At 45.8% G+C, this 13,572-nt stretch carries 13 protein-coding genes and 1 riboswitch; of the genes, 6 read left to right on the plus strand and 7 right to left on the minus strand.

The features are described from left to right. Positions 1–12 precede the first annotated feature (12 nt). The gene (locus KP77_RS04630; RefSeq protein WP_041121534.1) at positions 13–1,047 is read right to left on the minus strand and encodes a DUF2332 domain-containing protein; all 1,035 of its coding nucleotides are present in this window, start codon (positions 1,045–1,047) and stop codon (positions 13–15) included. Positions 1,048–1,199: 152 nt separating this feature from the next. Between KP77_RS04630 and ltaE the strand changes: the two genes are divergently transcribed. Then, positions 1,200–2,225 (plus strand): low-specificity L-threonine aldolase, encoded by a 1,026-nt coding sequence (ltaE, locus tag KP77_RS04635; protein ID WP_041121535.1) that lies wholly within the window; start codon positions 1,200–1,202, stop codon positions 2,223–2,225. A 242-nt stretch (positions 2,226–2,467) separates the two neighbouring features. Here ltaE and KP77_RS04640 read toward each other — a convergent pair whose 3' ends face one another. Further along, positions 2,468–3,946 (minus strand): DHA2 family efflux MFS transporter permease subunit, encoded by a 1,479-nt coding sequence (locus tag KP77_RS04640; RefSeq protein ID WP_041121536.1) that lies wholly within the window; start codon positions 3,944–3,946, stop codon positions 2,468–2,470. Between the two features lie 119 nt (positions 3,947–4,065). On the opposite strand from KP77_RS04640, the gene KP77_RS17510 reads away from it, so the two are divergent. Beyond that, positions 4,066–4,605 carry a TetR/AcrR family transcriptional regulator gene (locus tag KP77_RS17510; RefSeq protein WP_052473971.1) on the plus strand — a complete coding sequence of 180 codons (540 nt, stop codon included), beginning with the start codon at positions 4,066–4,068 and terminating at the stop codon, positions 4,603–4,605. A gap of 196 nt (positions 4,606–4,801) precedes the next feature. On the opposite strand, the gene KP77_RS04650 is transcribed toward KP77_RS17510, so the two are convergent. Further along, positions 4,802–6,250: a protein adenylyltransferase SelO gene (locus KP77_RS04650; RefSeq protein ID WP_041121537.1), complete on the minus strand. Its 1,449-nt coding sequence runs from the start codon at positions 6,248–6,250 to the stop codon at positions 4,802–4,804. Positions 6,251–6,331: 81 nt separating this feature from the next. Then, positions 6,332–6,949 carry an HAD family hydrolase gene (locus tag KP77_RS04655; RefSeq protein WP_041121538.1) on the minus strand — a complete coding sequence of 206 codons (618 nt, stop codon included), beginning with the start codon at positions 6,947–6,949 and terminating at the stop codon, positions 6,332–6,334. A gap of 262 nt (positions 6,950–7,211) precedes the next feature. After that, positions 7,212–7,319, plus strand: a riboswitch (SAM riboswitch). 70 nt (positions 7,320–7,389) lie between these two features. Here KP77_RS04655 and KP77_RS04660 point away from each other — a divergent pair. The 4 genes from KP77_RS04660 to KP77_RS04675 are packed head-to-tail and all read left to right on the plus strand — an operon-like array spanning position 7,390 to position 10,993. Then, positions 7,390–8,403, plus strand: coding sequence for a methionine ABC transporter ATP-binding protein (locus tag KP77_RS04660; protein ID WP_041121873.1), 1,014 nt, complete (start codon positions 7,390–7,392; stop codon positions 8,401–8,403). After that, the gene (locus tag KP77_RS04665) at positions 8,393–9,064 is read left to right on the plus strand and encodes a methionine ABC transporter permease (protein ID WP_041121539.1); all 672 of its coding nucleotides are present in this window, start codon (positions 8,393–8,395) and stop codon (positions 9,062–9,064) included. The genes KP77_RS04660 and KP77_RS04665 overlap by 11 nt, the downstream gene beginning before the upstream one ends. A gap of 15 nt (positions 9,065–9,079) precedes the next feature. Continuing rightward, positions 9,080–9,904, plus strand: a complete 825-nt coding sequence (locus tag KP77_RS04670) for a MetQ/NlpA family ABC transporter substrate-binding protein (RefSeq protein WP_041121540.1) — start codon at positions 9,080–9,082, stop codon at positions 9,902–9,904. A gap of 12 nt (positions 9,905–9,916) precedes the next feature. Continuing rightward, positions 9,917–10,993: an iron-containing alcohol dehydrogenase family protein gene (locus KP77_RS04675; protein ID WP_041121541.1), complete on the plus strand. Its 1,077-nt coding sequence runs from the start codon at positions 9,917–9,919 to the stop codon at positions 10,991–10,993. A 41-nt stretch (positions 10,994–11,034) separates the two neighbouring features. Here KP77_RS04675 and KP77_RS04680 read toward each other — a convergent pair whose 3' ends face one another. The 3 genes from KP77_RS04680 to KP77_RS04690 form a co-directional block, all read right to left on the minus strand. After that, positions 11,035–11,382, minus strand: a complete 348-nt coding sequence (locus KP77_RS04680) for a carboxymuconolactone decarboxylase family protein (protein ID WP_041121542.1) — start codon at positions 11,380–11,382, stop codon at positions 11,035–11,037. Positions 11,383–11,493: 111 nt separating this feature from the next. Continuing rightward, the gene (locus tag KP77_RS04685) at positions 11,494–11,784 is read right to left on the minus strand and encodes a DUF5316 family protein (RefSeq protein ID WP_041121543.1); all 291 of its coding nucleotides are present in this window, start codon (positions 11,782–11,784) and stop codon (positions 11,494–11,496) included. A gap of 21 nt (positions 11,785–11,805) precedes the next feature. Then, positions 11,806–13,470 (minus strand): DUF2207 domain-containing protein, encoded by a 1,665-nt coding sequence (locus KP77_RS04690; protein WP_041121544.1) that lies wholly within the window; start codon positions 13,468–13,470, stop codon positions 11,806–11,808. Positions 13,471–13,572: the final 102 nt, after the last annotated feature.

The following is a 13,572-nucleotide window of genomic DNA, read 5'->3' on the forward strand; positions in this document are numbered from 1 at the left end:
CCTAAAAAAGATTCACTCCCCCTGCCATTTTTCAGCACGCCACTCAAACCACCGGCCATGTCCATCTGTCTCACCAATTACCTGACTGGTCCGGCGTCCATTCACAAAGAGATCAATGCGGAGCTTACCATCAGTAATGTTATTAAAAATGTGTGCAGTATCTCTTTGTTCACCGAGCGCTTCAACCTTTTCCATTAAGTCTTCTCTGACATGCGCAGGCATCTGGTTCGCCACATGAGTGTGAAAAATACAGAGCAGGCTGTCTCTATTCATCTTTTCTGCCAGGTCAGGCAGCAGACTGACACCATTTCCTTCTATCAGACGCAGAGGATTTTCCCTCACGACCATTGAAGCGCGGTCAAAATTGCTTCGTCGTTCATGATGTTCAGGCCAGATCAACGCCTTCAGCCACAGACGATCATCCTCATCTGTCAAATCACTGACATTCAGATCTACCCCAACTCTCTCAGCAACAGGAGGCATGTTTTCCGGCAGCAAAGGCAGACGGCCGCTCTTCACTTCAGATGAAAGCACCAATTCAGCGTTCTGATTACTATAAGTCTGACCATTGTAGGCATACCCATACTGATCCCACAGCAGTTGAAGCCCTGCGCTTGTCCCGATCTCAATCAATGACAGCGGCTTTTTAACCTCCTGAAATAAAGAAGCGAATACAGGGTACAAATATGCGCACCTTCTTACTTCATTCGTCTGTACGCGGCGTGTTTTTAACAATTCACGAATCGGTTCATGATGCGTCAGGACGAATTCTTTAAAAGCCGGAAATGCATCCTGCCCCGTTTCTGCACGTTCAGTCAGACTCGGATAGAATGCTCTCAGCACGTGATGCGGTTCTTTCATCAGCATATACTGAACAGCACCGAATAAAAGATTCGGTACCGGCTGACCCTCATTTGCATCCAGACAGACACCAAGCACCTCCTCATCCTGTGAAATACGCAGCGATAAAGCTTTATATAAAGGGCTCGATCCCTCGCACTGTTCATTTGCAAATTGCTTAAATTCGTTTGAAAGCTGACTCTTCATATCTCATTCCTCCCATTTTCCCTTGTTATCTGATTGACTTCTATATGGCTCTCACAAAATCCTGCATATGGAAATTCACGTTCTGATCGCTTGCCCGGATAGGTGTAACAGCGTATCCTAAAAAGCAGAGATTACGCTCAGGAGGGGTATACATGATTGATTTGCGCAGTGATACGGTAACGAAACCGGATGAAAGAATGAGAAAAGCCATGTATGAGGCCGAAGTTGGTGACGATGTATACGGTGAAGATCCGACAGTTAACCGGCTTGAAGAAACGGCCGCTGATCTGCTCGGAAAAGAAGCTGCACTCTTTGTCACAAGCGGCACACAGGGAAATCAGATCGCAGGACTTGTGCATTGCAGACAGGGTCAGGAAGTAATCATGGAGTCGCAGGCACACCTGTTTTTATATGAAGCAGCTGCAATGTCTGCGCTTGCAGGCGTTCAGATTAAAACGCTGAAAGGCGAGCGCGGTGCGATGAATCCAGGTGAGGTCGAAGCAGCGATTCGCGGTGCAGATATCCACGAGCCGGAAACCGGACTGATCACGCTTGAAAATACCCATAACAAAGCAGGCGGTGCAGTCCTCCCGCTTGAAAATATGAAAGACATCCACGAGATTGCCAAAAAGCATCACATACCCGTCCACCTCGACGGAGCCAGACTCTTCAACGCACAGGCAGCCACCGGCATTTCAGTAAAAGAATACGCGCAGTATACAGACACAGTTCAGTTCTGTTTATCAAAAGGTCTCGGTGCACCTGTCGGGTCGATCATTGCAGGATCACATGATTTTATCAAGCAGGCCCGCAAATGGCGCAAGCGCCTCGGCGGCGGTCTCAGACAGGTCGGTGTCATTGCAGCACCGGGCATCATTGCCCTCAGTGAAAATGCTGAACGTCTGAAAACCGACAATGCCAACGCAAAAAGACTTGCAGACGGCCTGCTGAATATTGATAGGGTTGTCATTGATAATGAAGTGGAAACAAATATTATCTTAATGAATTTATCTGACTCAGGCATGGAAACAGAAGTGTTTCTCGAGCAGTTAAAAGAAAGTGGCATCATTGCAGGCACATTCGGTCCTGGCATTGTCAGATTCGTCACAAATAATGGCGTTTCTGAGGAAGATATTGATGAGACCCTTTCTGTTGTTGGGAAAATCGTGCGCGGTTAAGGGTTGATGTTGCCGGGCGATGGACGTGTTGTACCCGGTAATGGTCCCATCACGTTCATTTATGGTTGTATCGTGCCCGGTAATGGTCGCATCACGTCCATTCATGGTCGTATTCTGACCCTGGATGGTATTAAAAACAAGATCGACGGTCAGTCACAACTGCTCCGCTTTCACCAGAAACCAGTTATTGATACAGCATTAAAAAAGGTGTCCGGCACTCAAGCGCCGGACACCTTTTTAATTTATGAAGTCATTCTTTTCTCTTCAACAGACTCCGCTTCCACAGCATCTTTCCTTCTTTCTTTCAAAAACAGCACCAGAAGCCATCCTACGAGTGCCATCCCTGTTGCGACTGTGAACGTCAGACCGTAACCTGAGTACAATGCATCAGCAGATACAGCTGCTTCAAGCTGTTCAGCTCCAAGCCCTGCATAATTAGACATATCAGGTTCAAAATTCAGTGAAGCCTGAGTCATAATCGTGATCAGAATCGCTGTTCCGATCGCAGCACCTACCTGCTGCATCGTGTTCGCCATCGCAGAACCGTGCGCATTCAGCTTAGCAGGAATTTGATTTAATGCGTGTGTCATCACAGGCATCATACCAAATGACAAGCCGAACATCCGGATCGCATACACGACTGTAATCGTCGTAATTGAAGTCGTCGCATCAAGCGTTGTGAAGAAGAATGTTGTGACGACAACGATCAGCATACCCGGAATCGCAAGCTTTTTCACACCGAACTTATCAAAGAGAATACCTGTGATCGGCGACATAATTCCGATCACAATGGCTCCAGGCAGCAGCATCAGCCCTGAATCAAGTGCAGTCATGCCTCTTGCTGTCTGCATATACATCGGCAGAATGGTCTCCGCACTGATCATCGCAATAATCACGAATACTGAAACAGTTAAACCGAGAGAGAAGTCTCTATTTTTAAATACTCGGAATTCAAGAAGAGGCGTTTTAAGACGCAGCTGTCTCAGAATAAACAGCCCGACAATAACGAAGCCCCCTGCTACACAGGCGATCACCAGGCCATCATCCCAGCCTCGCTCAGACCCTGCACTGAACCCATACAGCAGTCCGCCAAAACCAAGGGAAGACATCACAATCGAGATCACATCCACTGACGGATTGGTCTGCTCGGTTACGTTTTTAATAAAAATAAATGCCATAATCCATGTCAAAATGGCAATCGGCAGAACTGCGTAGAACAGCATGCGCCAGTTATAATACTCTACAAGAAATCCGGATAATGTCGGACCGATTGCCGGCGCAAATGAAATCACAAGCCCCATAAGCCCAAGCGCAGTTCCGCGTTTTTCAACCGGGAAAATATTCAGTAGTACGGTCATCATAAGCGGCATCATTACACCTGAACCCATCGCCTGAACAATTCTTGCCACAAGCAGCAACTCGAATGAATCTGAAAAAGCAGCTACCCCGGTTCCAAAAGCAAATACCGTAATGGCAGTAATAAAAATCTGTCTTGTTGTAAATTTACCAATGAAGAATGCTGAGATCGGAATCATGATCCCGTTTGTCAGTAGGAATGCGGTTGTGAGCCACTGTACCTGATGCGCGCCAATATCAAAATGCACCATGATCTCAGGAAGCGCAGTTGCAAGAAGTGTCTCATTCAGTAAAGCAAAAAAGGCACCCATCAGCATGACTGCTACCATTGGGCCTTTACGTATATGCTGAAAAGATTCGGTCATTCGAATCACCCTTTCTATAGATAAAAATCACAAGCTTTATCATAAAGGATTCAATAGTGGTTTTGAATGATCAATTTTTATATAATGTACAGATAAACGACAGTGTAGGAGATATGTCTATGAAAAAAGAAGATTTGAGAGTGAGGAGAACGAGGAAACTGCTGTTTGATTCCCTGATCCGGCTGCTCAATAAACCCGGAATGACATTTGAAGACGTAACTGTTCAGCAGATTTGTGAAGGAGCAATGGTTCACCGGTCAACATTTTACTCACATTACACGGATAAATATGATTTATTCGTCCGTGAACTCGGCAGACTCGATGATGCGCTAAATGAAATAGAGCGGATCGAACGGCTGACTAAGCCTTTCAGCATCATGCAGAAGCTTGATTATCTTGAGGAGCTTGAGCACGTATTCTTAGCGAACCAGAATGATACGTACCTTGGAAACCGCCTGCAACAGTCTTTAAAGAACAACATCGAGCGGGACCTGACGCTGCTGAAAGAAAAAGCGGACAAATTGGATGTCCCGCTTGAACTGTATGCAGAACACCACGGCAGTACCGTTGCGACGCTTCATATGTGGTGGCTCAGACAGGAAAAGTCGATTACAGCTGAGGAGATGGATCGGTATTTTGAACGGTTGATGCGGGGGTGATTGCCGGGTTGGGTTCATGAGATTTTGAGTGTAGTTCAGGAGATAAGCTTTGATGTTCAGGAGATTTCCACTGTTGTTCATGAAATTACCAGTGACGTTCATGAAATTCCTCCCATGATTCACAAATTCATGCCAAAAGACCCACCCCGCATCCACACAAAAAGCTGCCCCTCAAAGGCAGCTTTTTTGTCCATATTCATGTCCCGCAAAACGTACGGTACGGCCCTGCATCAGAATCAGGACCCTCACAGTAAGGCGTCTGGTCATCACGATATGCATAAGGATCCTTTAACACATCAAGCAATTTGTGCATGACACTCAAATCATCACGCTCAACCGCTGCGCTGATCGCCTCTTCCACGCGGTGATTACGCGGGATCACGTTTGGATTGTGTGACTGCATGATCTTCCGTACCTCTTCAGGTGAAGCATCCTGTCGCTCAAGTCGCTCATTCCAGCGCGCCAGCCATTCGGCGAACGCCTCTCCCTGAATCGGCACTTCACCAAGCGTCAGCTTTCTGAATGTATTCGTGAAGTCTGCTTTATTTTTATGCATCAGGTTCAACAGCTGCTCAACCAGCTGCTCATCCTCAGGTTCTTCATTGATCAGACCAAGCTTTTGACGCATACCACTATGCCAGGCATTGAAATAAAGGTCTTTATACTGATTCATTTCATGCTGGGCAAGCTCGATCGCTTTTTCCTGGTCATCATGCAGGACAGGCACCAGACTTTCAGCGAACCGCGCAAGATTCCATCCGCCGATATGCGGCTGATTGCCATATGCATAGCGGCCCTGCACATCAATCGAACTGAAGACAGTTGATGGATTATATTCATTCATAAATGCACATGGACCGTAATCAATTGATTCACCGCTGATCGTCATGTTATCCGTGTTCATGACACCATGAATAAAACCGACGTGCTGCCACTTCGCAATCAGTTCGGCCTGCTTCTTCATCACTTCCTGCAGCAGCCCCACATATGGGTTTTCCGAGTCTTTCACATGTGGAAAATGACGGTCAATTGCATAATCTGCCAGTGCCTTCACATTCTCAGCTTCTGTCAGTCTGACTGCATACTCGAATGTTCCAACCCGCAGATGACTAGACGCAACACGTGTCAGTACAGCTCCTGTCAGCATCCTCTCACGCATCACTGTCTCGCCTGTGAGCGTCACGGCAAGACTCCGGCTTGTTGGTATCCCGAGTCCATGCATTGCTTCACTGATGATATATTCTCTCAGCATCGGTCCAAGCGCTGCACGCCCGTCTCCCCCGCGTGAAAACTTCGTACGGCCTGATCCCTTCAGCTGAATATCCTTACGCGCTCCATCTGGTGTAACCTGCTCTCCAAATAACAGTGCACGCCCATCGCCAAGCATCGTGAACTGGCCAAACTGATGGCCTGCATAAGCCTGCGCGATCGGCTTGGACCCTTCAGGTATTTCATTACCTGCAAGGATGTCCTCTTCATCTTCAAGCACTTCCGCATCCAGGCCAAGTTCTGCTGCGAGCGATTCATTCAGAACGATTAACTCAGGGCTTGCGACAGGGTTTGGCTCCATCTCCGAATAAAAAATCTCCGGAAGTGTGACATACGTCTGTTCAAGCTTCCACCCTGCTTTTGTTCGCTGTGTCATCGTGCATCCCTCCTCTGGCTATTATCTCCTGATTTCAGTGTAACATGCCGGGGATCGTTTTACGTTTTAGAGGACTGGCCGTTAAAAATGCCTTTTCAATTCAGCAAGATTTTCTATTTCGTACTCATAATCATCCACTTCGCTAAACCCATACCTTGCATAAACGAATGGTACGCCTGCCTTACGCGCAGCATCCCTGTCGCCCTGTGTATCACCGACATACACAGGATCCTCAAGCCCGTTTCGTTCAATCACGAGCTTAATATTCTCACCTTTCGATAGTCCTGTTCTCCCCGGATTTTCAAAATCATCAAAGAACCGGTCAAGTTTGTGGTATTGATAAAATGCCTCTATATATCCTTCCTGGCAATTACTGACGATAAATAATTTGTACTTCCCTGAAAGATAAATAAGCGTATCTTCAAGACCCGGATACAGCTCCCCACCGTTTTCTGCGACATAAGGAATTTCAATCTCAGTCAAATAATCCATGACTGATTTCTGTTCTTCTTCACTCAGCTCAGGGAAAAAGATTTGTGAGATCTCATGCATCTGCTTACCCATCGTCTGCTTCAGATCCTCAAGCGTCAGTTTCTTATCCACTGCCGGATGTTCATCAATCGCCCGGTTCCAGGACGTCAACACGGTTTCCCGCGGATCCCATAGTGTTCCGTCAAGATCAAAAATAATACTATCCATCTGTCATTCCTCCAAAAGAGCTTTTGTTTGGGTTTACCCGAAAAACTGCTCAGATATGTCTTTTTACTTTGTACAGGCTATATCAATCCCCTAAAAAATATTATTTCAAGAAACTATTGTAACCTTAACGCTTATATACCAGTAATGAAAACCCTTACATAAAAACAGACTTTTCGCTTTATTACAAAAACTTTTCAAAATCCCTTTACAACGCCCGGAATACCCGATAATATTAATCCTATCTTAAAACAACTTCATATTGAACTTATCAAGAGTGACCGAGGGACAGGCCCGATGACGTCCGGCAACCCCCAGCTGAGCTGGGAAGGTGCCAATTCCTACAGAATGATTTCATTCTGAAAGATAACCCGATTCCATTTTCAGGTGTCTCTTTCCGAGTGAAAGAGGCACTTTTTTATTTTTTTGAGAAGGAGACTGCCATGATTGAAATCAAAGATTTATCAAAAGTGTATCAGACGAAAAAGGGCAGTGTATCAGGCGTTGATCGCGTATCACTGACAATTGCTGAAGGGAATATTTTCGGCATTGTCGGATACTCCGGCGCAGGAAAAAGCTCACTCATCAGATGTCTGAATCTGCTTGAAAAACCAACAAGCGGGCAGATCGAGGTAAACGGGGTTGACCTGACAAAGCTTAAAGGTCCCCAACTCAGAAAAGCCAGACTCAAAATCGGGATGATTTTTCAACATTTTCACCTAATCAGTCAGAAGACAGTTGCTGAAAATATCGCTTTTGCTTTACGTGCAGCCGGAACGCCGCGCAATGAGATTGAAGACCGTGTGACTGAACTGCTTGAAATGGTATCTCTTGCAGATAAAAAGGATGTATTTCCCGCACAGTTAAGCGGCGGACAGAAGCAGCGTGTTGGCATTGCCCGGGCGCTGGCTAATAATCCTTCTGTTCTGTTGTGTGATGAGGCCACTTCAGCACTTGATCCGAATACAACACTGTCGATTCTCAGGCTGCTGAAAAAGATTAATCGCGAGCTGAATATCACAATCGTCCTCATCACACATGAAATGAATGTGGTGAAGGAAATTTGCGACCGGATGGCGATTATGCAGGATGGAAAAGTGATTGAAGAAGGTAGTGTCTATGATATCTTTTCAAACCCGCAGACTCCGCTTGCTGAAGAGTTTATCAAAAGCGTTGTTTCCTTTGATATTCCTGAAGCGATACTTAATGAATGCAGAGGACGAATTCTAAAAGTTTTATTCAGAGGACACGTTGCAGGCGAAGGTGTGATTACAGATACGATTCAGCAATTTAATATAAAAGGCAATTTTCTTCACGGCTCAATTGAGTATATACAGGAACGTCCGCTTGGCATTTTCCTGATGGAAGTACAGGGTAATCATAAGGCAATCAACAAGGCTGTTTCATACATGGAAGAGCGCGGCGCTCAGGTGGAGGTGATCAGAAATGGGCTTTGAGTTTTCCAGAATGATTGAATTAATGCCGGAGATCTGGGTTGCTTTTGGTCAGACGCTTTATATGATTGGTATCTCACTCGCTGTTGCCATTATCCTCGGCTTGCCGCTTGGCGTTTTGCTTTTCGTGACTGACAGGGGGTTGTTTCTTGAAAACCGGATCATACAATCCAGTTTTGGTTTTGTAATTAACATGGTTCGTTCTATCCCTTTTATTATCCTGCTCGTTGCATTGATCCCACTGACAGATTTGATTGTCGGCAGAACGATTGGGCCGGCCGCTGCAAGTGTATCGTTATCAGTGGCAGCCATTCCTTTCTTTGCCCGGATTGTGGAATCAGCGCTGAGAGAAATTGATAAAGGTGTGATTGAAGCCGCTGTAGCAGTAGGTGCTACACCATGGATGATTATTAAAGATGTGTTATTACCTGAAGCGAAAACAAGTATCGTTCAGGGCGTTACATTGACGATTATCAGCCTGGTTGCCTACTCCGCAATGGCTGGCGTTGTTGGTGGCGGTGGAATTGGTGACCTTGCCATCAGGTTTGGTTATTACAGATATGATAATACGATCATGATCGTAACTGTCGTGATTCTCATTATACTCGTCCAGTTGATTCAACAGATTGGTGACTGGACATCTAAAGCAATTGATAAAAGATAAGGGAGAGATTTCAACATGAAAAAGAGCTTATTATCGGTACTAGTATTAACTTCTGCAGCTGCACTTGCTGCATGTGGTGGAGGCAGTGACAGCGAAGCAGGCGATGCAAAATCAGTAACGCTTGGCGGTACAGCAGGACCATATAGCGATATGCTCAATAAAGCGATTAAGCCAGGCCTTGAAGAAAAGGGATATGAAGTTGAAATTGTTGAATTCAGTGACTATATCCAGCCAAATAATGCGCTTGATAATGGGGATATTGATGCTAACCTGTTCCAGCACACCATCTACCTTGAAAACTTTGAAGAACAAAACGATATGGACCTTTCAGGACTGATCATGGTACCGACTGCACCAATGGGCATCTACTCTAATGTTTACGATTCTATTGACGCAGTTAAGGATGGCGCAACGATTGCGATCCCGAATGATCCGGTGAATGCAGCACGTACATTTCTTGTGCTTCAGGATCACGGTCTGATTACACTCGATCCGGAAGCACCTGAACTGACTGTATCAGAAAACGATGTTCAGGAGAACCCGAAAAACCTTGAGTTCCAGCCGATTGAAGCTGGCGGGCTGCCACGTGCAGTTGAGAGTGCAGACCTTGCAGCAGTGCCCGGTAACTTTGCTTTAGCAGCGGAAATGAATCTTCTGGATGCACTCGCACTTGAAGACATGCCTGATGAATACCGTAATGTAGTAGCTGTAACTGCTGAAAATGAAGATTCAGAACTTGCGGCAGATCTGATCGAAATCGTAGAATCACCGGAATTTGAAGAAACGATTGATTCAGATTTTGAAGGTTTTGGTAAGCCTGAATGGATGGAAAACAGATAGGGCATGAGTAAAATGACTGACGTAATTGTTCGTGGCGCTCCTGCTGAATATGTGATCAAGGTAGATGCTTTGGGAGAATTAGAAGAAAAGCTGAAAATAAGAGGGATCAACCGTGTCCTTTTGCTTTCAGGAGTTAAGTCATGGGAATCTTCACAAGACTATTTTTCACCTTTTCATGAGATTACGTATCACCATGAGTATTATCACGGTGAATGTACAATAGAAGAAGTTCAGCGCGTGTCATCACTTGCCACTGAATTTGGTGCAGAGGCAATCATTGGGCTTGGCGGTGGAAAAGTGCTTGATATTACAAAGGCTGCTGCTGTTGCTTCTAATATTAAAACGGTTCTGATCCCTACCCTTGCCTCTAATTGTGCGCCGTGGACGCCTATAAGCGTCATGTACGACTCTGACGGTACCATGACGCATTATGATATTCATCCGGCTGGTGTAGATCTGCTTTTAGTGGATCCGGTCATGCTTACTGCTGCCCCTGTTGCACTGCTTCGTGCAGGTATAGGTGATACACTGGCGAAATGGTATGAAGCAGATGTACAGATCGGCAGAATGCAGAACCCGCTACCTGCATTGGAAGTTGCGCATTTTACCGCTAAAAAGTGTGCGGATATCATGTTTGAGTATGGGGAACAAGCGATTGCGGATGCAAAAAACCAGGTAAGCTCTGAGGCTTTTATCCGCGTGACGGAGGCAATTATGATGCTGGGCGGGATGGTAGGAGGTTTCGGTGATCAATATGGCCGGGTAGCAGGCGCTCACGCTATTCACAACGGCTTAACTTCCGCTCCCGAATCTCATCACGCTTTACACGGGGACAAAGTTGCCTATGGCATTCTTGTGCAGCTGATCCTTGAAGAGAAACATGAAGAGATGTTGCGCGTACAATCTTTCTACCAAAAGCTCGGTCTGCCTTCATCTTTAAATGACCTAAACATCCCTGCACATAGAATTGATGATATTGTTGCACGTTCTGTGAATCCAAATGAAACCATTCATGTCCTGAAAGATCGCCCCATCACAGCAAAAGAAACTGCCGATGCTATTGAATACCTTGAAAAACTAAACGTCTGAATACAAAAGCCTGGCAGTCATAAAAGCTGCCAGGCTTTTTCTTATCGATTCCGGAACTGACTCAGCAATTCCAGCCCCATCGTCACACCATGACTCATCGCAGACCCGCCGCCGTAAGCTGCTGCAACCAACATCGTCTCATGGATCTGCTGGTCACTGCAGTCGTGTCCTACGCATTGATCCATATGGTAAGCGATGCTTGATTCATCTCCATCTTTCACAGCAATGGCGAGTGCAGTCAGGTGCTTTTGTGCACGGTCAATCTCTCCGCTCTCAAATGCTTTTCCGGTAAAACGGTTATATTCGCTGACAGCCTCGGGTAAAGCATCATGCACCTCTTCAATTCCTTTTCTGTAACGGTCTAAAATCTTCTCTCCATTTAACGTCATGATCCCACTCCTTCACTGAATTCAATATTATGCCATTCCTTCTTGAATAGATGCTTAAACAATTGAATGTGTTCAGGAAATAGGATGACCTTCAGAAGCTGTCTGTATACTTTAAGGGATAGAAAAATATAACAGCCCGGCAGTCATCAGGTTCGGTAAAGCCAGTAATGTTGAAGTTTTCATAACTTTTATACGGTCCTGCCGTCCTTCTTTTGTTTCAGAGTTAAAATATGTTCTCACCCCTCTGCTACTCCCCACCGCACCTGAAGAAACCATTGATACGACCAGAAACAATATACCCAGTCCTGCCGGAATCGTGTAGACTTCTCCAATTCCCCAGATCAGCCATGACAAGATCATTCCCATCAGCGCAAGACCGGAGCCAATACCAAGTATTTTCACCAGCTCACTCCTTACAAAAGATTAAAACGCGCCTGATCCACCGCCGCCTCCACCAACGCCTCCTGCAGATCCGATCGAGACGCCTGAAGCAGCACCTGACCCGGCTGCCGATACATTAGCGGCACTAAAGCCTGGTGAAATCGCAGTAGACAGCAGCATAATTGTTGCAATATCAAGGGTGTTTGGACTGAAGGCAGGCGTTGCACCTGCAAACTTCTTTTCAACCGGACCGGAGATTTTTTCATCCTGTGTACCTAATCCGTATAGATAGACACGCATCTGCTCATCCTTTGTCCATGTTTCCTGAACAGGATTCTCCTTGATGTGGTGCCATTCTCTTTTGACCATCATTCCTTCAAGAGTCCGCGGATGATAGGAAAACGCGAACATCACCGCTGCACCCAACAGCAAAATGGTGAAGAACAGCCCTGGCAGTAATTCAAACAGCGGGAATAGGATTAGAAATGGAGTCAGCAGTGAACTGACTGCAAGAATCAGCACTCGCTGTTTCTTCACATTTTTCATCAAATCATGTGATGTCACTTCTTCTTTAATTGCCGCACGCCAATCTGCTTCGTACTTTCTGTAAGTCTGCTGATTGGATTCTTCAGCAGCGTATATTTCCAGTTCATCCACTGTGAACGTCTCACCGTTACCAATCTCATCGAAAAGCCACTGAATTAAAATCAATTCATGGTCTAAAAGGCTATACCGGCTGACAACCCGAAACTCTCTTTCTGTTACCTGCACCACTTTCCCTTTTCGCACAAGATCCAGCAGAGCTGCACTAAGCGCATTCCCGGAAAACATATGGTGATAATTATAAGAGATCGTTGCCATCAGAGACATGACTTCACGAGGCGCTCCATTCAGCGGCAGCTCTGCATCTGCTTCACGTTCAAGCTTCTTACCTCTGATTACAGCCCTGATCCACATGATTGCCAGGAGAAGCGCGTGAAGAGAAAGCAGAATGATCCCTATATCCATGACCCAGCCGCGAGTTTCTGCAAAGGCTGCCGCTTCGTCTGCCTGACGATCGATTTCACTGATCAGTTCAGGTCGGATCTCTCCACCTGCCCCTGCTGCCGCAAAAATCTCTGCACCCCATGCTGCACGGACATCTGCATTTTCACCACTTGAGACAGAACCCATATTGAATGTGACAACACCTGAAGACGCGGTTTCAGCTGTACCTTCAGCTTCGTCATAACCAAGCGCCAGCACATCCTGCGTCGGTGACGGCGGTGTCAATGTAATGGTCATGTTTTCATAATCAGACTCATTTTCTTCACTGAAAAACGGCCAGTAAAATTCCCCCATGTCTTCATATACTTCTACACCATCTTCAATCACGTAGGACAATGTTACAGAAATGGTTTCATCCTCACCACCACGGTATATGCGGTAAAGATTTCCCTCCTGCTCCACCTTCAGCGAATCTCCGTTTTCTGATGCCTGAAAATCAGTAATCGCTGATCCATCTTTTGCAATCAATTCACGGGTAATGCCATTGAATTCTCCATCAAATTCATAAGTATGTGTTTCTGTCACAGTCACATCTCCGGACTCCTGAATACGCGCATCAATATCCGTGTTTTCTATTGAAAATTCCACTGCAAGCGCCTGTCCCGGAAAGATTAGGAATAATCCGAGCAGGACAGTTATCATAATTTTTAATCCGTTCATCTCGTTCACCTCTTACATGAAATACGTACATTGAAGTGAAAAGGTTTCAATTTTCTGTCTTTACCAATCATTCCAAAAACAAATAAACATACTCATCTCTAA

Source organism: Jeotgalibacillus alimentarius (assembly GCF_000829445.1).
Classification (GTDB): Bacteria; Bacillota; Bacilli; order Bacillales; family Jeotgalibacillaceae; genus Jeotgalibacillus; species Jeotgalibacillus alimentarius.